The 21,415-nt window shown below is 72.2% G+C and carries 21 protein-coding genes; 9 read left to right on the top strand and 12 right to left on the bottom strand.

Annotated features, from left to right (window positions below; translation table 11 throughout):
- Positions 1 to 27 precede the first annotated feature (27 nt).
- Positions 28 to 900 carry a biotin--[acetyl-CoA-carboxylase] ligase gene (locus IRY44_RS00985; RefSeq protein WP_194798592.1) on the bottom strand — a complete coding sequence of 291 codons (873 nt, stop codon included), beginning with the start codon at positions 898 to 900 and terminating at the stop codon, positions 28 to 30.
- Positions 901 to 972: 72 nt separating this feature from the next.
- Between IRY44_RS00985 and IRY44_RS00990 the strand changes: the two genes are divergently transcribed.
- Complete coding sequence (locus tag IRY44_RS00990) at positions 973 to 2,556, top strand: acyl-CoA carboxylase subunit beta (protein WP_013284052.1); 1,584 nt, start codon at positions 973 to 975, stop codon at positions 2,554 to 2,556.
- A 43-nt stretch (positions 2,557 to 2,599) separates the two neighbouring features.
- Here IRY44_RS00990 and IRY44_RS00995 read toward each other — a convergent pair whose 3' ends face one another.
- Genes IRY44_RS00995 through IRY44_RS01010 form a run of 4 tightly spaced genes read right to left on the bottom strand, consistent with a single transcriptional unit; the run spans position 2,600 to position 5,830 of the window.
- Positions 2,600 to 3,487, bottom strand: a complete 888-nt coding sequence (locus IRY44_RS00995; protein WP_194798593.1) for a hypothetical protein — start codon at positions 3,485 to 3,487, stop codon at positions 2,600 to 2,602.
- Positions 3,480 to 3,983 carry a SigE family RNA polymerase sigma factor gene (locus tag IRY44_RS01000; protein ID WP_194798594.1) on the bottom strand — a complete coding sequence of 168 codons (504 nt, stop codon included), beginning with the start codon at positions 3,981 to 3,983 and terminating at the stop codon, positions 3,480 to 3,482. The genes IRY44_RS00995 and IRY44_RS01000 overlap by 8 nt, the downstream gene beginning before the upstream one ends.
- Positions 3,984 to 4,042: 59 nt before the next feature.
- On the bottom strand, positions 4,043 to 5,026 hold the full coding sequence (locus IRY44_RS31200) for a ketopantoate reductase family protein (RefSeq protein ID WP_194798595.1): 984 nt from the start codon (positions 5,024 to 5,026) through the stop codon (positions 4,043 to 4,045).
- Between the two features lie 60 nt (positions 5,027 to 5,086).
- Positions 5,087 to 5,830: a M50 family metallopeptidase gene (locus IRY44_RS01010; protein WP_194798596.1), complete on the bottom strand. Its 744-nt coding sequence runs from the start codon at positions 5,828 to 5,830 to the stop codon at positions 5,087 to 5,089.
- A gap of 290 nt (positions 5,831 to 6,120) precedes the next feature.
- On the opposite strand from IRY44_RS01010, the gene IRY44_RS01020 reads away from it, so the two are divergent.
- A complete protein-coding gene (locus IRY44_RS01020) occupies positions 6,121 to 6,876 on the top strand; it encodes a GH25 family lysozyme (protein WP_194798597.1) in 756 nt (251 codons plus the stop codon).
- Between the two features lie 65 nt (positions 6,877 to 6,941).
- Here the strand turns inward: IRY44_RS01020 and IRY44_RS01025 are convergent, their stop codons facing one another.
- Positions 6,942 to 7,154: a hypothetical protein gene (locus tag IRY44_RS01025; RefSeq protein ID WP_194798598.1), complete on the bottom strand. Its 213-nt coding sequence runs from the start codon at positions 7,152 to 7,154 to the stop codon at positions 6,942 to 6,944.
- A gap of 88 nt (positions 7,155 to 7,242) precedes the next feature.
- The gene (locus IRY44_RS01030) at positions 7,243 to 9,231 is read right to left on the bottom strand and encodes a serine/threonine-protein kinase (protein ID WP_194798599.1); all 1,989 of its coding nucleotides are present in this window, start codon (positions 9,229 to 9,231) and stop codon (positions 7,243 to 7,245) included.
- Positions 9,232 to 9,323: 92 nt separating this feature from the next.
- Here IRY44_RS01030 and IRY44_RS01035 point away from each other — a divergent pair, with 92 nt between their 5' ends.
- Together IRY44_RS01035 and IRY44_RS01040 are read left to right on the top strand one after the other, a co-directional pair.
- A complete protein-coding gene (locus IRY44_RS01035) occupies positions 9,324 to 9,536 on the top strand; it encodes an acyl-CoA carboxylase subunit epsilon (protein WP_194798600.1) in 213 nt (70 codons plus the stop codon).
- A gap of 101 nt (positions 9,537 to 9,637) precedes the next feature.
- Positions 9,638 to 10,090, top strand: a complete 453-nt coding sequence (locus tag IRY44_RS01040) for a hypothetical protein (RefSeq protein WP_121684324.1) — start codon at positions 9,638 to 9,640, stop codon at positions 10,088 to 10,090.
- A 292-nt stretch (positions 10,091 to 10,382) separates the two neighbouring features.
- On the opposite strand, the gene IRY44_RS31205 is transcribed toward IRY44_RS01040, so the two are convergent.
- Positions 10,383 to 10,637, bottom strand: coding sequence for a hypothetical protein (locus IRY44_RS31205; RefSeq protein ID WP_091415556.1), 255 nt, complete (start codon positions 10,635 to 10,637; stop codon positions 10,383 to 10,385).
- Between the two features lie 801 nt (positions 10,638 to 11,438).
- On the opposite strand from IRY44_RS31205, the gene IRY44_RS01050 reads away from it, so the two are divergent.
- From IRY44_RS01050 to IRY44_RS01060, 3 genes are read left to right on the top strand one after another with little or no spacing between them, the layout of a single operon-like run.
- A complete protein-coding gene (locus tag IRY44_RS01050) occupies positions 11,439 to 12,572 on the top strand; it encodes a S8 family serine peptidase (protein WP_370584811.1) in 1,134 nt (377 codons plus the stop codon).
- A gap of 10 nt (positions 12,573 to 12,582) precedes the next feature.
- Positions 12,583 to 13,239, top strand: coding sequence for a Maf family protein (locus IRY44_RS01055; protein WP_194798601.1), 657 nt, complete (start codon positions 12,583 to 12,585; stop codon positions 13,237 to 13,239).
- A gap of 9 nt (positions 13,240 to 13,248) precedes the next feature.
- Positions 13,249 to 13,902, top strand: coding sequence for an O-methyltransferase (locus tag IRY44_RS01060; protein ID WP_194798602.1), 654 nt, complete (start codon positions 13,249 to 13,251; stop codon positions 13,900 to 13,902).
- 238 nt (positions 13,903 to 14,140) lie between these two features.
- Here IRY44_RS01060 and IRY44_RS01065 read toward each other — a convergent pair whose 3' ends face one another.
- The 4 genes from IRY44_RS01065 to IRY44_RS01080 all read right to left on the bottom strand — a co-directional run bounded on the left by IRY44_RS01065 (position 14,141) and on the right by IRY44_RS01080 (position 17,992).
- Positions 14,141 to 15,478 (bottom strand): MFS transporter, encoded by a 1,338-nt coding sequence (locus IRY44_RS01065; RefSeq protein WP_194798603.1) that lies wholly within the window; start codon positions 15,476 to 15,478, stop codon positions 14,141 to 14,143.
- Between the two features lie 63 nt (positions 15,479 to 15,541).
- The gene (locus IRY44_RS01070; RefSeq protein ID WP_013284036.1) at positions 15,542 to 16,297 is read right to left on the bottom strand and encodes an ABC transporter permease; all 756 of its coding nucleotides are present in this window, start codon (positions 16,295 to 16,297) and stop codon (positions 15,542 to 15,544) included.
- A gap of 17 nt (positions 16,298 to 16,314) precedes the next feature.
- Entirely contained in the window at positions 16,315 to 17,274 is a 960-nt protein-coding gene (locus IRY44_RS01075) for an ATP-binding cassette domain-containing protein (RefSeq protein WP_194798604.1), read from the bottom strand.
- Between the two features lie 127 nt (positions 17,275 to 17,401).
- Complete coding sequence (locus tag IRY44_RS01080) at positions 17,402 to 17,992, bottom strand: PadR family transcriptional regulator (protein ID WP_194798956.1); 591 nt, start codon at positions 17,990 to 17,992, stop codon at positions 17,402 to 17,404.
- Positions 17,993 to 18,124: 132 nt separating this feature from the next.
- Between IRY44_RS01080 and IRY44_RS01085 the strand changes: the two genes are divergently transcribed.
- A complete protein-coding gene (locus IRY44_RS01085) occupies positions 18,125 to 19,876 on the top strand; it encodes a biotin carboxylase N-terminal domain-containing protein (protein ID WP_194798605.1) in 1,752 nt (583 codons plus the stop codon).
- Between the two features lie 94 nt (positions 19,877 to 19,970).
- Positions 19,971 to 21,410 (top strand): GuaB1 family IMP dehydrogenase-related protein, encoded by a 1,440-nt coding sequence (locus tag IRY44_RS01090; protein WP_194798606.1) that lies wholly within the window; start codon positions 19,971 to 19,973, stop codon positions 21,408 to 21,410.
- Positions 21,411 to 21,415 lie beyond the last annotated feature (5 nt).

Here is a 21,415-nt window from a genome sequence, read left to right on the forward strand (position 1 = left end):
CGTGGTTGTTGACAGGGGGCCCTTCCCTCACCGCAGGTGCAGCACGTCGCCTGCCGCCAGCCGCAGCGTCTCGGCGCCCGTCTCGACCAGGAGCTGCCCGTCGCCGTCCACGCCGGTGGCGGTGCCGTACGCCTCGCTGCCGTCGGGCAGCAGCACCCGTACCTGACGGCCGATGGTGGCGCACCGGGCCAGGTACGCCTCGCGCAGCCCGCTGGCCTCCGCGTCCCCTCCGGCGTCACGCCAGCGCTCGTACCAGTCGGCGAGCGCGCGCAGCAGCGCCCGCAGCAGCGGATCCCGGTCGGTGGCGGTGGCACCCGCGAGCTGGAGCGAGGTGGCGGGCAGCCCGGTCGGGTTCTCCGGCAGCTCGTCGGCGCGCAGCGTCACGTTCAGCCCGACACCGACCACGATCGCCGGCGGCCTGTCGCTCTCCCCCGGCACCGCCTCGGCCAGCACCCCGGCGCACTTCGCGCCGTCCACCAGCAGGTCGTTCGGCCACTTCAGCCGCGCGTCCAGCTCGGCCAGCAGGCGTACCGCCTCGACCAGCGCGACACCGGCGAGCAGCGGCAGCCAGCCGTACCCGGTGACCGGCACCGGCGACCAGCCGCGCTCGGCGTCCGCCTCGCCGGGCCGCAGCAACACGCTCGTCGCGAGACCGGCACGCGGCGGCGACTGCCAGACGCGGCCCCGCCGCCCCCGGCCGGAGGTCTGCCGCTCGGCGACCACCACCAGGCCCTCCGGCTCGCCGGCGCGCGCCGCGGTCACCGCGTCGGCGTTCGTCGAGCCCGTCTCGGCGAGCAGTTCCAGGCGGCGCCAGGGGCCGTGCGGCGCGACCAGCGCGCGCCGCAGCCGGGCCGCCGACAGCGGCGGTCGGTCCAGATCGGTGTACGGCGAGCCGGGCATCCCGCCAGCCTACGGCCCGAGTGAGGCGCACTGCACAGCCTCTTCGACCTGAACCATCGTTATATTCCACGGGTGACTACCGAGACCGGGTTCAACATCCACACGACCGCCGGCAAGCTGGCGGACCTGGAGCGACGGCTCGACGAGGCGGTGCACGCCGGGTCGGCACGCGCCGTCGAGAAGCAGCACGCGCGGGGCAAGAAGACCGCCCGCGAGCGGATCGAGATGCTCCTCGACGAGGGCTCGTTCGTCGAGCTGGACGAGTTCGCCCGGCACCGCTCGACCAACTTCGGGCTGGAGAAGACCCGCCCGTACGGGGACGGCGTGGTGACCGGCTACGGCACCGTCGACGGCCGGCAGGTCTGCGTCTTCTCGCAGGACTTCACCGTCTTCGGCGGCTCCCTCGGCGAGGTCTTCGGCGAGAAGATCGTCAAGCTGATGGACCTCGCCATGAAGATCGGCTGCCCGGTCGTCGGCATCAACGACTCCGGCGGCGCGCGGATCCAGGAGGGCGTCACGTCCCTCGGCCTCTACGGCGAGATCTTCTTCCGCAACGTCCGGGCCAGCGGCGTCATCCCGCAGATCTCGCTCATCATGGGCCCGTGCGCGGGCGGCGCCGTCTACTCCCCGGCGGTCACCGACTTCACCGTCATGGTCGACCAGACCTCGCACATGTTCATCACCGGCCCCGACGTGATCAAGACGGTCACCGGCGAGGACGTGGGCATGGAGGAGCTGGGCGGCGCCCGTACCCACAACACCCGCAGCGGCAACGCGCACTACCTCGGCACCGACGAGGAGGACGCGATCGAGTACGTGAAGGCGCTGCTGTCGTACCTGCCGTCGAACAACCTGGACGAGCCGCCGGTCTTCGACGCGCCGGCGATCCTCGACGTCACGGACGAGGACCGCGAGCTGGACACGCTGATCCCGGACTCGGCGAACCAGCCGTACGACATGCACCGGGTCATCGAGCACGTGCTCGACGACGGCGAGTTCCTCGAGGTGCAGCCGCTGTACGCGCAGAACATGGTGGTCGGTTTCGGCCGCGTCGAGGGACGCCCGGTAGGCGTGGTGGCGAACCAGCCGATGCAGTTCGCCGGCACGCTCGACATCGCCGCGTCGGAGAAGGCGGCCCGGTTCGTGCGTACCTGCGACGCGTTCAACGTCCCGGTGCTCACCTTCGTCGACGTGCCCGGCTTCCTGCCCGGCACCGGCCAGGAGTGGGACGGCATCATCCGCCGCGGCGCGAAGCTCATCTACGCGTACGCCGAGGCCACCGTCCCGAAGGTCACCGTCATCACCCGCAAGGCGTACGGCGGGGCCTACGACGTGATGGGCTCCAAGCACCTGGGCGCGGACCTGAACTTCGCCTGGCCGACCGCGCAGATCGCGGTGATGGGCGCGCAGGGCGCGGTGAACATCCTCTACCGCTCGGAGCTGGCGAACGCCGAGGACCCGGCCGCCGTCCGCGCCGAGAAGATCGCCGAGTACGAGGACACGCTCGCCAACCCGTACATCGCCGCCGAGCGCGGCTACGTGGACGGGGTGATCCCGCCGCACGAGACGCGTACCCAGATCGTGCGGGCGCTGCGGGTGCTGCGCACCAAGCGCGAGACGCTGCCGCCGAAGAAGCACGGCAACATCCCGCTGTAGCCGGCCCGGTGCCCCCGACGTTGAGGCGGCGGGGGCACCGGCGTCAGCAGCCCGGGTTCGCGGCCACGCACATCCGCTCGGCCGCGACCTGCGCCATCTGCCGCACCTGTTCCTCGGTCACCCTGGCCTCGGGCACCTGGCCCTCGGGCAGGTCGGTCCGCAGCCGGCCGGACGGGATCAGCACCGTCACGAGGTCACCCACCCGTACGACCAGCCGGTCCTCGAACAACGGCGCGTAGCCGGGCGGCCAGCCGGTCGTCTCGTCGGGCGGCACGCTCGCCTCGTGCCGCAGCAGCAGCGCCTGGTCTCCGGCGAAGCCGGTCGCCGCGACGTACCAGCGGTGCACGACATCCGCGCTGACCATCCCCCGCTCGGTGTAGGCCTGGCCGGTCGTCCGCCACGCCCCGCAGGCCGCGACAGTGCCCTCCAGGTCGGTGACGAACCGGCCCGCCTCGCCTGGCTCCATCCGGTAGACGTCCTGGGTGAGGACCGATCCGATGGTCGTAGCGGGCTCGGTCGGCGGTTCCATCAGGGTCTGCCCCCGTGAGTAGCGCGAGCGCGGTTCCTCGGCCGGCCGCCCCTGTTCCCGGGCGCAGACCTGAAGCAGGTCGTCGACCCGGACCGGCTCGTCGAGGCCGGTCTCGCCGAGCCGTTCACCGGTCGGTACCGGGACGTCGGCCGGTTCCAGCATCGCCTCGGCCACGATCTCCCCCCGCCCGTCGACGGCACCGGCGGCGGGCGGTGGCGGCGCGCCGGCCCGGTCCACGAGCGTCGCGGTGAGCGCCGCGACGACCACCACCGAAGCCGCAGCGAGCGCGGCGGAGCGCCGGCTGCGCCGCCGGGCGGTGGCCCGGATCGCCTCCGGCTCCGGCCAGGTGACGTTGCGCAGATCCCGGTGCAGCAACTCCACGAGTGCGACGTCGTCAGGCATCTGCCGCCTCCTCTTCCAGGTCCACCACGGCGAGCAGCCCGGCGAGCGCGGTCCGCCCCCGGGAGAGCCGGGCCTTGACGGTGCCGATCGGCGCCTCGGTCTCGCGCGCCACCTCGGCGACCGGCATGCCGAGCAGGTAGTGCATGGCGATTGCGGTGCGCTGGGCCTCGGGCAGCCGGCGCAGCGCGGCGACCACGTCCAGCGTCTCGGTGCTCGGCGCCGGCACGTCCGCCACCGCGCCGTGCCGCAGGTAGGCGCGCGCCCGGCTGCGCAGGCTGCGCCAGCGGCTCACCGCGATCCGGCTCGCCACCACCCGCACCCAGGACTCCGGGTCGTCGTACCCGCGCACCGTGGACCACCGCTGCCAGGCCCTGATGTACGCCTCCTGCACGGCGTCCTGCGCCTCGGCGAGGTCACCCGTGAGCACGTAGACGAAGCCGAGCAGCCGCTGTCGGCTGCCCCGGTAGAACTCGTCGAACCCGTCGCTGTCGGGCACCTGCCACCTCCCCGTGTTCGTGAGGGGACACGCCTGGCGGCGCGGCGCGGGTTGCCCGCTCAGCCGAGCAATTTCTCCAACTCGCCGAGCGGGAAGCCGCCGGCCGGGATCCGGTCGCGGACCGCCCGGCGGACCGCGGTCTGCACGGCCGCGTTGGCCGGGGTGGGTACGCCGTGCAGGCGCCCGAGCAGCACGATCTCACCGTTGAGGTGGTCGGTCTCGACCGAGCCGGCACCACGGGCCAGGCTCTGCCAGGTGGAACCGCCGGAGCGCTCCTCGCCGCCGACCGGCCGGTGCGACACCAGGTCGCCCCGTTCGGCGGCCTCCTCCTCGACAGTGGTGTGGGCGATGCCCGCCGCGGCGAGCGCCGCCTCTCCCTCTGCGCGTACCCGCTTCGACAGCGGCTCGGGCACGTCCCGGCCGAGCAGGGCCTGGAGGCCGTTGCCGAGGTTGGCGAGCAGCTTGCCGTACTTCCAGCGCATCACGTCGTCCCGGACAGGCGCGACGAACCCGGCCGCGGTCAGGTCGGCGGCGACCGCGCGGCTGGTGTCGTCGGCGCCGGTCGGGTAGCGGCCGATGTGCAGCATGCCCGGATGCGGATGGCCGTTGGCGACCACCACGCCCGGCTCCAGGTGGGTGGCGGGCAGCCACACGCACACCGGGTGCACGCGGGCGAAGCGACGCAGCGCGGCCGGCTCGTTCGCCACGCCGTTCTGCGCCAGCACGACCGGCAGCCGTTCGCCCGCCGTTCCGCCGCCCTCGACCGGGGCGTCCGCCCAGGTGTCGAGCGCCGCCACGGTGTCCTGCGACTTCACGGTGAGGACCAGCACGGTGTCCGCCGGCAGTGGCGGCCCGTCCGGACCGGCCACCGCGGGGAGCCGGCCCGTCACCTCGCGGTCCGGCGTGCGCAGCGTCAGACCCCGTTCCCGCAGCGCGTTTAGGTGCGCGCCGCGGGCCACGAGCGTCACGTCGTGGCCGGCGTCGGCCAGGAGTACGCCGATGGTGCCGCCGACCGCGCCCGCTCCGATGATCACGTATCGCACGGTCCGATTCTGCCCTGTCGCGAGGCGGTCCGCTCCGGGACGAGATGCGGTTCGGCTCGGTCAGGCGGTGAGGCCCGTGTCGGCGAGGATCGGGCCGGCCAGCAGCAGCGCTCCGGCGGCGAGTGCGCCCACGCTCACCAGCAGGAACAGGCCCACCCAGAACAGCGCCGGGAACGGCGTGATCCGGGCGAGCTGGTCGGCGTCGGACTGCGGCATCCGGCCCCGGGCGCGCTGCCGGTGCAGCTCGAACACCGGCCGTACGCCGCCGATCAGCAGGAACCACACCGACGTCCAAGCGAACGCGGCCTGCACCTCGGGCGAGGTGTACCAGGAGACGGCGAGCACCACGCCGCCGGTGACCAGCAGCGACAGCACGCCGAACAGGTTGCGGATCATCACCAGCATGCCCAGCAGCAGCGCCACCGCGAGCCAGAGCAGCAGCGTGATCCGGTTCCCGGCCAGCAGCCACGCGCCGCCGAGGCCGAGCAGCGACGGCGCGACGTACCCGGCGAGCAGCGTGAGGATCATGCCGGGCCCGGTGGGACGGCCGGCGGACAGCGTCAGCCCGGAGGTGTCCGAGTGCAGCCGGATGCCGTGCAGCCGCCGGCCGGTGAGCAACGCGACGAGCGCATGGCCGCCCTCGTGCGCGATGGTCACCGCGTTGCGGGCGATCCGCCAGGGCAGCCGGGCCACGACCACCGCGAGCGCGACCACGGCGGTGACCACCACGAGCAGCGGCGGCGGGTCCGGCTGGGCGCTGGTCAGCGTGTCCCAGAGCGTGGTGAGACCGTCGATCAGGGGCATGGGCGGGGAGCCTACCGCCCCGAGCCGTGTCGCTCGACCGGCGTGCTGCTGCACCGGCTCGACGGCGCGCACTACGTCGAGGATGCCGTCACCAAGGCGGGCGAGACGCTGAGTGTCACCGAGCCGTTCCGCTGGGCGATGGACCCGAGCGACCTGCGCTGACCCGCATCCGTCGCGCCACCTGGACGAACGACGGCCGTCGATGAAAATTTCCTTTCCCCCTATTGCGATCTAGGGCACTAAGCTCCAAAGATGGGCGTCAATAGACGGACGTCCCTCTGGAGGCAACCATGCCCAGCACCAGACTCTCCGTACGCCGGCTTCTCGCCGCCGGCCTGGCCGCCGCCGCCACCGCGGCCGTGGCCCTCGTGGCGACCGCCGGACCGGCCGCCGCCGCGACCACGCCCGGGATCGACGTCTCCCGCTACCAGGGCAGCATCAACTGGACCAGCGTGCGCAACTCGGGTATCCAGTTCGCCTTCATCAAGGCCACCGAGGGCACGAGCTACAAGGACCCGAACTTCAACGCGAACTACGTCAACGCGTACAACGCCGGGGTGATCCGCGGGGCGTACCACTTCGCCCGGCCGAACATCTCCGCCGGTTCCACCCAGGCCAACTACCTGGCCAGCAACGGTGGCGCCTGGTCGGCGGACAGCCGTACGCTGCCCGCCGCGCTGGACATCGAGGGCAACCCGTACAGCGGCGGCTACTGCTACGGCCTGAGCACCACCGGCATGCGCAACTGGATCCAGGACTTCCTCAACACCTACCGCTCCCGCACCGGCCGGTACGCGGTCATCTACACCACCACGAGCTGGTGGAACCAGTGCACGGGCAGCTGGACCGGCCCGTGGGCCAACCACCCGCTGTGGCTCGCCCGCTGGGCCAGCGCGCCCGGCACGCTGCCGGCCGGCGCCCCGGTGTGGAGCTTCTGGCAGTACACCAGCACCGGCGCCGTCTCCGGGATCAGCGGCAACGTCGACCGCAACTACTGGAACGGTGACCGCAGCCGGCTGATCGCGCTGGCGAACAACACCGCCTGACGTACGTGCGACACAAGTGGGACCGCCTCGTCACGAGGCGGTCCCGCTGTCGTCGTACCCCGAGGTCAGGCTCTGCGGCGCGCGGTGGCCGGGACGGGCACCGGCGTGCGGCGCGTCAGGCGCCACGCCGCCACGCCCACTACCGTGAGCGTCAGCACGCCGAGGACCGCGACCGGCGCGGACAGACCGGCGCTGATCAGGAGCAGTACGACGTCGCCGAGCGCAACGAGCATCCACAGTGCCAGCCGCGGGCCGGTGTACCTCCGTCGGTAACCCATGTCGCGCCTCCTTCCGTCGTCGGAGGGATTCATACCCCCGAGGACGGAAAGCCATGCGAGCGAGTTTCGTGAGCGGCGGGATTCCCGGTCAGTTCTGACGGTCCGGCACGAAGCCCTTGGTGATGATCTCCCAGTTGGCCAGGTTGGCGTCCCAGTCCTTCGCGGGCACCTCCCAGCGCAGCGCGAAGCCCCTGTTGCTGGCCGTCGCCACACCCCGGTTACGCACGTGGAACCGGGTGCCGTCGTCGCGCGTCTCCAGCCAGTCCCAGTCGGCGCAGGTGCGGAAGTAGGGGTCGCACTTGGTGATGCTGACGTACTCGTAATTCCGGACGTAGTTGCGCCGGGACGATTCCTTGCTCTTCCAGTCGGCGTACGCGTCCTTCTCCGGCGAGGGCGTCCACTGGATGAACAGCACCCGCCGGGCGCCACCGACCTCGTAGAGCACGACGTTGTCGCTGCGGACCCGCGCCTCGAAACCGTTCGGGATCGGCACCTTGAAGCCGTTCGGGCCGGTGTAGAGACGCCACCCGGCCGGCAGCGTGAACCCCGAGGCCGACGGGCTGGCCGACGGCGTGGGGCTGGCCGACGCGCTCGCCGCCGGGGCACTCGGCGACGCGCTCTCGCTCGGCGCGGGCGGCGCCGCCGCCGACGCCGAGGTGCCTGCAGTCGGCTCACCGCCGTCGCCGTCGTCACCGTTGTTCAGCAGCGGCACGGCCACCACCAGGCCGACGAGCAGCAGCACTACCAGCGCGCCGATCAGCAGGTTGCGCCGGTTCGGCGCGGACTTCTCGACCGGCAGCACCGTCGCCCGGCCGGTCGACGACGCCTCCTGCACGGGAGCCGGGCTGACCGGCGCGGAGCCGGTCACGGCCGGGCTCACCGGCGCCGGGGTGTCGGCGACCGGTTCGCCGTCGAGCCGCGTCTCGTCCAGCGCCGGGTCGACGCCGTCCACCCGCGCCTCGTCGTCCACAAGCGTCTCGTCGGCCGAGGGCGCCGGGTCGAGCTTCGCCGTCGGGTCGGCGGGCGGCGGGGTCACCTTCGCGGTGGGACCGGCGTCCGAGGTGGGTGCCGGCACCTTCGCCGTCGGGTCGGCGGCTGCCGCCGTACCTCCGGTTGCGGCGACCCCGGACGCGGCGCCCGCCGATCGCTCGGCCTGGTCGGCCGGGCGCGGCGCGGGCACCAGCGGCGGGCGCGGCACACGCGGACCGTTGGGCCCGGGCCGGCGTACGCCGTCCAGCAGCGAGATGCTCTTGGCCCGCCGACCGGCGGCCTTGCGCAGCATGCGCTCCGCGACCTCGGCGGTGATCCGCTCGTCCGGATCCTTGCGCAGCAGGCCCTGGAGCACCGGCTTGAGCGGCCCGGCGTTGCGCGGCGGCGGCATCGGCTCGGTGGCGAGCGCGGCGAGCGTGGCGATCGCCGACGGGCGCGCGTACGGCGACTTGCCCTCGACCGCCGCGTAGAGCGTGGCGCCGAGCGACCACAGGTCCGCCTCCGGACCCGCGGTGCCGTCGCGGGCACGCTCCGGCGAGATGTACGCGGGCGAGCCCAGCACCATGCCGGTACGCGTCACGTTCGGGTCGCCGGGGATGGTGGCCAGGCCGAAGTCGGTGAGCACCACGCGGCCGTCCTCGCCGAGCAGCACGTTGCCCGGCTTGACGTCGCGGTGCATGATGCCGGCCTTGTGCGCGGCCTTCAGCGCGTTCAGCACGCCGAGGCCGATCTCGACCGCCTTGGCCGGGGTGACCGGGCCGTCCTCGGCGATGGTGTCCTGCAACGACTTCGACGCCACGTACTCCATCACGATCCACGGATCGCCGTCGGTGCGCAGCACGTCGAAGATGCGGACCACGTTGACGTTGTTGAGGCGGGCGATCGCCCGCGCCTCACGCAGCGAGCGCTCGCGCATCTCGCGGCGCTCCTCCGGGGTGAGGCCGGGGGGCGGGACCAGTTCCTTGATGGCCACGTCCCGGTGCAGCACCTCGTCCCGCGCCTTCCAGACGCGGCCCATGCCGCCCTGGCCGAGCGGCGTGAGAAGCCGGTACCGGTCGGCGACGAGTTGGGGGAGCGCGTTCGACATCGCAGAGAACCGTACCCGGCCGCTGCGACGCCCACACCGTCGGCACGCCACTGTACGGCGAAGGTCGAATTCGCGACGCGTACCCTTGGGTCATGTCTGCCGAGGAGCCGCTGTTCCGGATCGTCCGTGGCGTGCCCACCGCCGAGGAGCTGGCCGCTCTGGTCGGCGCGATCGTGGTGCGCACCCGCCCGGCCCAGGCCGCCGCGCCGGCCCCCGTGTCGCAGTGGGCGCGCAGCGCACGCCCCGCCCTGGCCGGGCACGTCGCGGGCCCCGGCGCGTGGCGGGCCTCCGGCCTCCCCCGCTGACCTCACCTCCCGCTCGCGGCGACGGGGCGGGGCTGCCGGGATCAGCGTCGAGCCATTAACCTCACTCAGGGAAACCGTGTGGTGACGGGCAGGAGGCTCCGATGATCCCGGAGGACAACCAGCCAGCCGGCTGGCTGCGCGGCTACGGCGGCATCGAGGCCGACATCCGACAGATGCGGGAGTTCGCCGACCGCCTCCAGGACGAGGTGACGCGCAACTACTCGCCGCACCTGTCCTACATCGCCGACGACATGAAGGCGCCGGTGCCCAACCCGGCCGACGCCTTCATCGAGCTGGTCCAGTTCCTCCAGGCCCACCACGACACCCAGACCGCCGCGGTGAGCGCGGTCTGGGATCTCGCACCGGCGACCGGCCGGCTCGCCGACGCCGCCGGGCGGATCGCCGCCCGCTACGGCGACGCCGACGCGTTCTCCTCCGCCCGCGTGGCCGACGTGGAACGAGCGCTCGCCGGGCCGTCCGCCACCGTCGCCCGCCCGATGCCGCCACTGGCCGACCCCACCGCCCCCGAACAGAGCCGGGTGATCCTGCCGTGATCGAACGGGGCAGCGGACGCACCTCCGGGCTGACCGACTGGCGGCTGATGGACGTCCTCAGCATGTGGGCGTGCGTGCAGGACCAGGACACCGCCGGCCAGTGGAAGCAGGTCGCCGGTTGGCGCAAGGTCTGCGACCTCGCCCTGGCCCACCTGAGCCGCCTGCGCGAATACCGGCGCGGCCTGGCCGACGCGTGGCCACCGGAGACCAACGCCGCCGCGCGGGCGTACATCGCCGAACTCGACCAGCTCATCGAGCGCGTGCAGCGCACCCACGACGCGGCCGCCGCGAACTACGACGCGCTGGCGGCCGCCGCCCGGGCCATCGGCAGCGCGCGGGCCGAGCTGCAACCACTGCACGAGGAGTACGCGAAGAAGCTGCGGCAGAAGCAGGCGTACGAGGCGACGATCGCCGACCCGAAGGCGGTTGCGGGCAGCCGGTTGCCGGAGCGGCCCCCGGTGACGGACGACGACCTGGAGCAGTTGAACGTACGGGCGCGCGGGTTGATGACGGGGCTGAGCGGCGAACTCCAGCACGCCCAGGTCATGCTCCAGCGCCCACCCACACCAATCCGCCCAGGCCGCCAGATCAGCGATCCCGACGCCTACGGCGAGGTCCCGCCGGTCATCCCACCGGTTGCGCCAGTCCAGGTTCCGGCCTCAGCACGACGGTCACCCGCCAAGCCATCGACGATCTCCCCATCAGCGGCCAAGTCACCGACAACACCTTCGAGCAACGTTGGACCGATATTGGGCGGGGCCGGACCCGGGGCAGCGCCAGTCCCGCCGCTGGCGCCATCGCCACCGATCAGCCAAGCCCTCCATCCCACGACTGGGGTTGGAGGGCAGATCGGCCTTTCACCAACGGCAAACCTCGGGCGAAACTCATTTCACCGCTCGGCAGCACCCGCACAGCCGAACCTTCCCACAAGTGACGTGGGGACGTCTCGCCCACCTTCAGGCAGCACTGGGCGTCCAGCTCTACCTAACGGATTTGTTGGAGTACCCCCGAGCCAAGGCATCAGCCAACCAGCGCCAAGCGCTCCGCGGCGGGTCAACCCGGTGGGTGGAGTAATTGGTGGGGGCGGAGCAGGCACAGCCCCCAGCGGCGCCGCAGGATCCAGGCCGGGAACTGGGCGGACCGTACCGCCCGGAGCGGGCCCTTTCCCGATTGGCGGCTCCCCCTCAGCATCAGCGAATCCTAGGAGCCGACGGGATCCTGACAGCGAAGGCAAGCCAGTCTGGGACGCCGATCATCCTTGGGAGACGAGCCGAGGCGTCGATCCAGTCATGCGTCCCCCCGACGACAGTGGACCGATAGACCCAGGTCCTGCAATCGGTTTCGACCGGTGAGCGTGACGCGATCAATCGCGGCCGCTCTCTTAGTCCTGGCCATCGTGGCGCCAGGGCGCCAGATTCCATCTCAATCGGCTGACGAACCGGGCAACCGCGTAAGAGCGGACCAGTGGCACCTTCGTTACTTGAAGTCAGACGTCGCTAATTCAATAGCTCAAGGCGAGGGAGTCCTTGTCGCGGTCCCCGACACAGGCGTCGCCCCTCACCCAGACCTACGCAACAACCTGCTACCGGGCACTACCACAGTCCAGGGTGCAACCGGGGATGGCCGCGACGACAAAAACAGCCACGGCACGGGCATGGCTGGCCTTATTGCCGCCCACGGCCAGAGCGATGGGACAGGAGCGGTTGGGATTGCACCCCGTGCAAAAATTCTCCCAATCCAGTCGTCTGGGGCAGAGAATACTGGACTGCCGGATGATCTGGCAGCGGGAATTGATTTTGCTATCGCAAAGAATGCGACTGTCATTAGCATTTCCAGCAGTGGCGCATCGAGCCCGGAACTAGTTCGATCAATCCGAGCGGCCTTATTGGCCGATATTGTAGTCGTTGCGGCGGCCGGAAATAGGCCAGAAGACGGGTACGTTGGATACCCGGCCAGCGCAGCAGGTGTGATCGCAGTTGGAGGCGTTGACCGCAGCGGAGAACATGCCCCCGTTTCGGTGAGCGGCCCGGAGATTGATGTGGTTGCGCCTGCTGTCGACATCTACAGCACGAGCTACGACGGCAAGTACTCGAAGGGCACGGGGACGTCCAGCGCGACTGCGATCGTTGCCGGGGCTGCTGCTCTCATCCGCTCCAAGTACCCCAATCTGCCCGCCCAGGAAGTCGCCCACCGCCTGACCGCCACCGCCGTCGACAAGGGACCACCTGGTCGCGACGACCAGTACGGCTACGGCGTCATCGACCTGGTCGCCGCGCTCACCGCAGACGTACCGCCGCTCGGCTTCGAGTCCTCCGACGTCACGCCACCCGCGTCGGCGGAGGCAGCACCCGATAAGGGTGACAGCGCCGGCACGGTACGCGGACTCGCCACCCTGGGTGTGCTGGTGGCGGCGGGCGGCGGCTACCTCTTCTGGCGGCGGCGCCGACGTGCCGACGACCCGCCGCCGAGGGTCAGCCGGTAGCGTCGGCGGGGTGTCGACCTCCGTACCGGTGCGCCTCGTGCTCGCCTCGCAGTCCCCCGCCCGCCGCAAGTTGCTCCAGGCCGCCGGGATCGAGCCGGACGTGCTGGTCAGCGGCGTGGACGAGTCGCAGGTGGTGAGCGATCAGGCCGAGGATCTGTGCCTGGAGCTGGCCCGGCTGAAGGCGCAGGCGGTACGCGATCGGCTGCGGCCCTCGCCGGACGAGCGCACGCTGGTGCTCGGCTGCGACTCGGTGCTCGCCTTCGACGGTGAGATTCTCGGCAAGCCCGATGACGCAGCGGACGCCACCCGGCGGTGGCAGCGGATGCGCGGGCGCAGCGGCGTCCTGCACACCGGGCACTGCCTGATCGACGTGACGCACGAGTCCCGCGCCGAGGCCGTCGCCTCTACGACTGTGCACTTCGCCGACATCAGCGACGAGGAGATCGCCGCGTACGTGGAGACGGGCGAGCCGCTGGCCGTGGCCGGCGCGTTCACCATCGACGGGCTGGGTGGGGCGTTCCTGACCGGGATCGAGGGCGATCCGGGCACGGTGGTGGGGCTGTCCCTGCCGTTGCTGCGCCGGCTGCTCGCCGAGGTGGAGCTGAGCATCGTCGACCTGTGGACGAAGATCGCGCCCGGGGGCCAGGAGATCGAACATCTCGGCTAACGTCCGGACATGACCACGAAGCCGCTGCCGCTCACCCCGGAACTGCACGCCTACCTGGTGGCCCACGGGTCCGCCCCGGACGAGATCGTCCAGGAACTGGCCGAGGAGACCCGGGCGGCCCTGCCCGCCGAGGCGGTCATGCAGGTAGCGCCCGAACAGGCCGCGTTCCTGACGTTCCTGACCCGGCTGCTCGGCGTACGGCAGGCGGTCGAGGTCGGCACGTTCACCGGCCTCTCCTCGCTGGCTATCGCCCGGGGGCTGGCGGAGGGCGGCCGGTTGACCTGCTTCGACATCTCCGAGGAGTACACGGGCGTGGCCCGGCGCTACTGGCAGCGCGCCGGTGTGCAGGACCGCATCGAGCTGCGCATCGGCCCGGCCGCCGAGACGCTGCGCGAGCTGCCCCGCGAGCGTTACCTGGACTTCGCGTTCATCGACGCGGACAAGGTCGGCTACCCGATCTACTGGGACGAGCTGGTGCCCCGCATGCGTCCCGGCGCGGTGATCGCCGTCGACAACACGCTGCGCGACGGCCGGGTGCTCGCCCCGCGCAACGCCGCCGACCGGGCGATCGCCGCGTTCAACGACGCGGTCATCGCTGATGTCCGCGTCGAGGCGGTCATGCTGCCGATCGCCGACGGCGTCACGCTCGCCCGAGTGCTCTGAGCCGACCGAACACAACCTCGCCGAGGTGGCGGCAACCCCGAGCACCGGATACCACCACCTCGCCGAAATGGAGTCGATCAAGCCCCGCGGACCAAGCAGGGCAGGACACCGCGGTCATGCTGCCGATCGCCGACGGCGTCACGCTCGCCCGAGTGCTCTGAGCCGACCGAACACAACCTCGCCGAGGTGGCGGCAACCCCGAGCACCGGAAGCCGCCACCTCGCCGTAGTGGAGTCGATCAAGCCGCGCGGACCGGCGCGGGCAGGGCACGTCCCAGCCGCACCGTCAGCAGCACCGCCACCGCGATGAACGCGGGCAGCAGCAGGAACGCCGGGTGCGGGCCGAGGCCGTCGGCCACCCACCCGAGCGCCACCGGCGCGATCCCGAAACCCACACCCATCGAGTACGCGGACCAGCCCGCCGCCTTGTCTGCGGCCGGGCCTGCGACTGCGAGCGCGATCGAGATCGCCAACGGGTAGTGCAGCGCGTTGCCGAGCCCGAGCACGACCAGCCCGGTGACCGCCAGCCAGCCGACCGTACTGCCCCAGAACAGCGCGAACCCGGCCATCGAGACGGTGAGCGCGCCGAGCAGCAGCGGCACCGGCGCCCAGCGCAGCGCGGCCCGGCCACCGGCGATCCGGCCGGCGAACATGCCGCACACGATCGCGGCGACCGCCGCCGACGCCCCGCCCGCGCTCAGCCCGGCGTGGGTCCGCAGCACGTCGGCTGTCCACAGCGACAGGCAGACCTCGATCGACCCGGTGACCGACATCAGGACCCAGGCGATCCAGTACGCACGCGGCAACCGCCCCGCCGCCCCGGAGCCGGAGGAAACGGGCTCCCCGGAGGCGGGCACGGCAGACGCGGGCACGGCAGGAGCGGGCACGGCAGGAGCGGGCACGACGGGAGCGGGCACGACGGCTTCGGGCACCCCGGACGCGGGGACGACGGGCACCCGGGTGGCGGCGGCCACGGGGACGGGCGTGCCGGCAGCCGCGTCAGCGGGGGCGCGTTTCGGCACGCGTACCCGGAAAGTCAGGGCCGCGAGCGCGACGAGCGTGATCAGCCCGACCTCGACGGCCATCAGGGGTCGCCAGCCGAGGCCGGCGTCGACGGTGGCGCCGATGGTCAGCGGCGCCAGGATGCCCATGCCGGCGCAGGCCGCGTTGGCCTCGGTGAGCGCGGCCGGGGCGGCGGAGCCGTGCCGGGCGGTGAGCACCACGCTCACGCCGCTGACGACCATCATGCCGAAGGTGGCGATGACCGCGACGGCGGCGAGCGTGGCCGGCAGCGGGCGGAGCAGGCCGAGCGCGGTCACGCCCGCGGCGACGCCGGCGAGGCCGAGCCAGATGGCCGGGCCACGGCCGAGGCGGCGGGCGACCGGGGCGAACAGCGCGCCGCCGGCGAGCGCGCCCACCGCGATGCCGGTGCTGTGCAGGCCGGCGACGGCGGCGCTGGTGCCCTGTTCGTCGCGGAGCAGGGGTACGACCGGGCCGAACCCGTAGAGGAAGAAGCCCCACAGACCGAGCTGGGCGTAGGTCAGCCAGGTGATCCGGTCACGGGTGAGGCGGGGCACCGGCCCACGCTACGCGCGCCCGGCCGGTGCCCCGCCCCTGCTGAGAGGTAGCTCTCCCCCTGCTCAGCGGACGCTGCGGGCGAACTGGCGGGCGGCCCAGAACACGCCTGCGGCGGCGAGCACCGCGATGATGCCGAGGCCCTGCCACACTCGGTCGTTGCCGAGGTCGCCGTTGAACAGCGCGCGGGTGCCCTCGACCGCCCAGGAGAACGGGTTCCACTTGGCCACGCCCTGGAGCCAGCCGGGGGCGAAGGTGAGCGGCAGCAGGATGCCGGAGAGCAGCAGCACCGGCTGCGCGACGGTGTTCATGAGCGGGGCGAGCGCGTCCTCGCTCTTGACCTTGAGCGCGATGCCGTAGGAGACGGCCGAGGTCATCAGCGCGATGAGCGCGAGCATCAGGTACGCCAGGAGCAGGTTGCCGATGAACACGCGCAGGTCGAACGCGAGCGCCAGCAGCGTGATGATGATCGCCTGCGCGATCAGCGAGACCACGTCGCGCAGCGAGCGGCCGAGCAGCAGGGCGAGCCGGCTGACCGGGGTGACCCGGGAGCGCTCGATCACGCCGGCGCGCAGCTCGGCGATCAGGCCGAAGCCCTGGAACAGGCCGCCGAAGATGGCCAGCAGCACGAGCAGGCCGGGTACGAAGATCTTGTACGCGGCGGCCTGGGTGGGCGCGTTCAGCGCGGGCTTGAGCAGCGGGGCGAACAGGAGCAGGTACATCACCGGCTGGAAGACGCCGACGAAGATCCAGACCGGGTTGCGCAGCAGCAGTTGCGTCTGGCGCTGGAAGATCAGCCAGGTGTCGCGGGCGAGTTTCATGACAGCTTCTCCGGGGGTCAGGACTCGCGCAGCGAGCGGCCGGTCTTGGTGAGGAAGACGTCGTCGAGGCTGGGGCGGTGCAGCTCGATCGAGCGCAGGTCCAGCCCGGCGTGGTCGAGACGGCGCAGCACCTGCGGGATGGCGGTGGCGCCCTCGTCGACGTAGAGGCGCAGGCCGCCCTCGTCGACGGTCTCCAGCTTGCTCACGTACGCCTCGGTGTCGAGCAGCTCGGCGGCGCGCGGGGTGCTCGGGGCGTCCAGGCCGACGATCACCACCTCGCCGGAGATCTCCCGCTTCAGCTCGGCCGGTGTGCCCTCGGCGACCACCTCGCCGTGATCCATGATCGCGATGCGGTCGCAGAGCGCGTCCGCCTCGTCCAGGTAGTGCGTGGTGATGAAGACGGTCATCCCCTCGGTACGCAGCCGGCGGATCTCGTCCCACATGTGCGCGCGGCTCTGCGGGTCGAGGCCGGTGGTCGGCTCGTCCAGGAAGACGATCTTCGGCTCGTGGATGATGCCGAGCGCGATCTCGACGCGCCGGCGCTGACCGCCGGAGTAGGTCTTGCACTTGCGGTCGGCGTACTCGGTGAGCTGGAAGGCTTCGAGCGCGCGCTCGGCACGGCGGTGCGCGTCGGCCTTGCCGATGCCGTAGAGGCGGGCCTGGAGCACCAGCTCCTCGCGGGCGCTCGACTCGTCCCAGGTGCTGCCGCCCTGGGCCACGTACCCGATCCGGCGGCGCACCTCGGCCGGGTCCTTGCGCAGGTCGACGCCGGCGACTGTGGCCTCACCGCCGTCCGGCTCGATGAGCGTGGCGAGCATCCGCAGCGTGGTGGTCTTGCCGGCGCCGTTTGGCCCGAGGAAGCCGAAGATCTCCCCCGCCGCGACGTCGAGGTTCACGCCGCGGACCGCGTCCACTGTCTTCGTCTCGCGACCTGCGCGGGAGCGGTACGACTTCCGCAACCCCCTGGTCTCGATCATTTCTGCTCCTGGTCGTCCGGGCGGACCTGACCGGCCGCCGATCGTCCGCGAGGACGCACGAATCCCCCGCGATTCCCGCCGAGGCTAACGCGATATAGCTCTTTTGGTCAACGTTGATTATGTCGTGTCATCGAGACCCTTCTGACCACCCCGACCAGCCCTCGGCCCGTTCCATCCCATTGGGCAGGTACGACACTCCCGACTCGATCCGCTCCGCGATCCGCTCGCACCAGGCCGTCTCCGCCTCGGCGCGGGCCAGCCACAGCTCGAACATCCACCCGACGTGCACCGGCTTGCGGGTGCGTACCCAGTCCGAGTCGAGCGAGGCGCGCGTCGACTCGACCCCGGCCCGGAGCAGGTTCGCCCGGTTGCGCAGCGCCGCCGCGGCCTCCTCGCGCGGCATCGCCGGCAGGAAGGAGAACGCCGCCACGAACGGGTCCGGCGGCTCGTGGAGCTGCCACCACTGCGCCCGCAGCAACGTCTCGAACTCGTCCTCTCCCTTCGGCGTCACCTCGTACGTGGTGCGCGCTGGGCGGGCGCCCACCTGCTCCACCGAGACGGTCCGGAGCAGGCCCTCGTCGGTGAGTTTGCGCAGCGCGTGGTAGATCGAGCCCGGTTGCACGTTCGCCCACTTGTCCGCGCTCCAGCTGAGCAGCTCGCGGCGCACGTCGTAGCCGTGCACCGGCTGCATCCACCGAACCAGGCCAAGAATCATCATCCTCGTTGCCGACACGGGACAAGCGTAATAACCAAGTTTGACTACAGTGCCGCATCCCACACTGAGCGATCGTTAGGCCCCGCAGCTCGGCCGCTAAACTCCCGGCAACGACCTCCCGGGAGGAGCCACAAGGTGCGCAAGGTTCTCATCGCCAACCGCGGCGAGATCGCCGTCCGCGTCATCCGCGCCTGCCGCGACGCCGGGCTGGCCAGCGTCGCCGTCTACGCGGACTCCGACCGGGACGCCCTGCACGCCACGCTCGCCGACGAGGCGTACGCGCTCGGCGGTGACACCGCCGCCGACAGCTACCTGCGCATCGACAAGCTGATCGACGTGGCGGCCCGCTCCGGCGCGGACGCGGTGCACCCCGGCTACGGCTTCCTCTCCGAGAACGCCGACTTCGCCCAGGCCGTCCTCGACGCCGGGCTGACCTGGATCGGCCCCACCCCGCAGGCGATCCGCGACCTCGGCGACAAGGTGACCGCCCGGCACATCGCGCAGCGCGCGGGCGCGCCGCTGGTGCCCGGCACACCGGACCCGGTCGCCAACGCGGACGAGGTGATGGCGTTCGCCGTCGACCACGGCCTGCCGGTCGCCATCAAGGCCGCGTTCGGCGGTGGCGGGCGTGGCCTGAAGGTCGCCCGCACGATGGAGGAGATCCCGCACCTGTTCGAGTCGGCCACCCGCGAGGCGGTCGCCGCGTTCGGCCGGGGCGAGTGCTTCGTCGAGCGCTACCTGGACAAGCCGCGCCACGTCGAGGCGCAGGTGCTGGCCGACCAGCACGGCAACGTGATCGTGGTGGGCACCCGGGACTGCTCGCTGCAGCGCCGCCACCAGAAGCTGGTCGAGGAGGCGCCCGCGCCCTTCCTCACCGACGCCCAGCGCGCCCAGATCCACGACAGCGCCAAGGCCATCTGCCGGGAGGCCGGCTACCACGGCGCCGGCACCGTGGAATACCTGGTCGGCGCGGACGGCACGATCTCGTTCCTGGAGGTCAACACGCGACTTCAGGTCGAGCACCCGGTCACCGAGGAGACCGCCGGCATCGACCTGGTGCGCGAGCAGTTCCGCATCGCCGACGGGGAGAAGCTGCGCTTCACCGAGGACCCGGCGCCGCGCGGGCACGCCATCGAGTTCCGGATCAACGGCGAGGACCCGGGCCGCAACTTCCTGCCCGCGCCGGGCACCGTCACCGCGCTGCGCCTGCCCTCCGGGCCGGGCGTGCGGGTGGACACCGGCATCTCGGCCGGCGACGTGATCGGCGGCAACTTCGACTCGCTGCTCGCCAAGGTGATCATCGTCGGCGAGACGCGCGCCGAGGCGCTGGAGCGGGCCCGCCGGGCGCTCGACGAGATGGTGGTCGAGGGCATGGCGACCGCGCTGCCCTTCCACCGCCTGGTGATCCGCGACGAGGCGTTCACGGCCGAGCCGTTCGCCGTGCACACCCGGTGGATCGAGACCGAGTGGGACAACACCGTACCGGCCTTCACCGCCGGCGCCGGCGCCGCCGACGAACCGGCCGAGCGCGAGACCGTCGTGGTCGAGGTGGGCGGCAAGCGGCTGGAGGTCGTCCTCCCCGCCGGGCTCGGCGCGGGTACGGCGGCAGCCGCGCCCGCCGCGAAGAAGCCGGCCCGCCGGGGTGGCGGGGGCAAGGCGGGCGCCGCGGTCAGCGGGGACACGCTCACCTCCCCGATGCAGGGCACGATCGTGAAGATCGCCGTCGCGGACGGCGACGAGGTGGCCGAGGGCGACCTGGTCGTGGTGCTGGAGGCGATGAAGATGGAGCAGCCGCTGCACGCGCACAAGGCCGGCACGGTCAGCGGGCTCGCCGCCGAGGTCGGCGCGGTGATCACGTCCGGCGCCGCGATCTGCACCATCGCCTGAGGCATGCGGAAGGACCCCTTCGCAACAGCGCGGGGGCGGGTGGTCTGAGCCACCACGGAGGGCGGGAGCGCCGCCGGGCGGGAATGATGGCCGGGTGCGGTTCCTTCACGGCGCGGTCCCCGCGCACGACCTGACCTACAACGACGTCTTCATGGCGCCCAACCGGTCCGAGGTGGGCTCCCGGCTCGACGTCGACCTGGCCACCACCGACGGGACCGGCACCACGATCCCGCTCGTGGTGGCGAACATGACGGCCGTCGCCGGACGGCGGATGGCCGAGACCGTGGCCCGGCGGGGCGCGGTGGCGGTGATCCCGCAGGACATCCCGATCGAGGTCGTCGCCGACGTGGTCGGCTGGGTCAAGCAGCGGCACCTGGTACACGACACGGCGATCACGCTCGGCCCGACCGACACCGTCGGCGACGCCATCCACCTGCTGCCGAAACGCTCGCACGGCGCGGTGGTCGTGGTCGACGCGGACGGCCGGCCGATGGGCGTGGTGACCGAGGCGGACACCGTCGGGGTGGACCGCTTCGCCCAGCTCCGGCACGTGATGTCGACCGAGCTGCACACCGTGCCGGCGGACGCGGACCCGCGTACCGGATTCGACAGGCTGTCGGCGGGCCGGCGGCGGCTCGCGCCGGTGGTGGACGACGACGGCCGCCTGGTCGGCGTGCTGACCCGGCAGGGCGCGCTGCGCGCCACGCTGTACAAGCCGGCCACCGACGACCGGGGGCGACTGCGGATCGCGGCCGCCGTGGGCATCAACGGTGACGTCACCGGCAAGGCCGCCGCGCTGCTGGAGGCCGGGGTGGACACGCTCGTCGTGGACACCGCGCACGGGCACCAGGAGCGGATGCTCCAGGCGCTGCGGGCGGTCCGCCGGCTGGACCCGCCGGTGCCGGTGGCGGCCGGGAACGTGGTGACTGCAGACGGCGTACGTGACCTGGTCGACGCGGGCGCGGACATCGTGAAGGTGGGCGTCGGGCCGGGCGCGATGTGCACCACCCGGATGATGACCGGCGTGGGGCGCCCGCAGTTCTCCGCGGTGCTCGACTGTGCGGCGGCGGCCCGCTCGCTGGGGCGGCACGTCTGGGCCGACGGCGGCGTCCGCCACCCGCGCGACGTCGCGCTGGCGCTGGCCGCGGGCGCCTCGAACGTGATGATCGGCTCCTGGTTCGCCGGCACCTACGAGTCCCCCGGCGACCTCTACACCGACGCCGACGGGCGGCGCTACAAGGAGAGCTTCGGCATGGCGTCGTCGCGTGCGGTGAGCGCCCGTACGGCCGAGGACAGCGCGTTCGACAGGGCCCGGAAGGCGATCTTCGAGGAGGGCATCTCCTCGGCCCGGATGTATCTGGACCCGAACCGGCCCGGCGTCGAGGACCTGATCGACGAGATCATCTCGGGGGTGCGCAGCGCGTTCACGTACGCGGGCGCGCGCAGCCTGGAGGAGTTCCACGAGCGGGCGCTCGTCGGCGTGCAGAGCGCCGCCGGGTACACCGAGGGGATGCCGTTGCCGACGAGCTGGTGACGTCC

Origin of the sequence: Micromonospora sp. ANENR4 (assembly GCF_015354395.1) — a bacterium.
Lineage (GTDB): Bacteria > Actinomycetota > Actinomycetes > Mycobacteriales > Micromonosporaceae > Micromonospora > Micromonospora aurantiaca.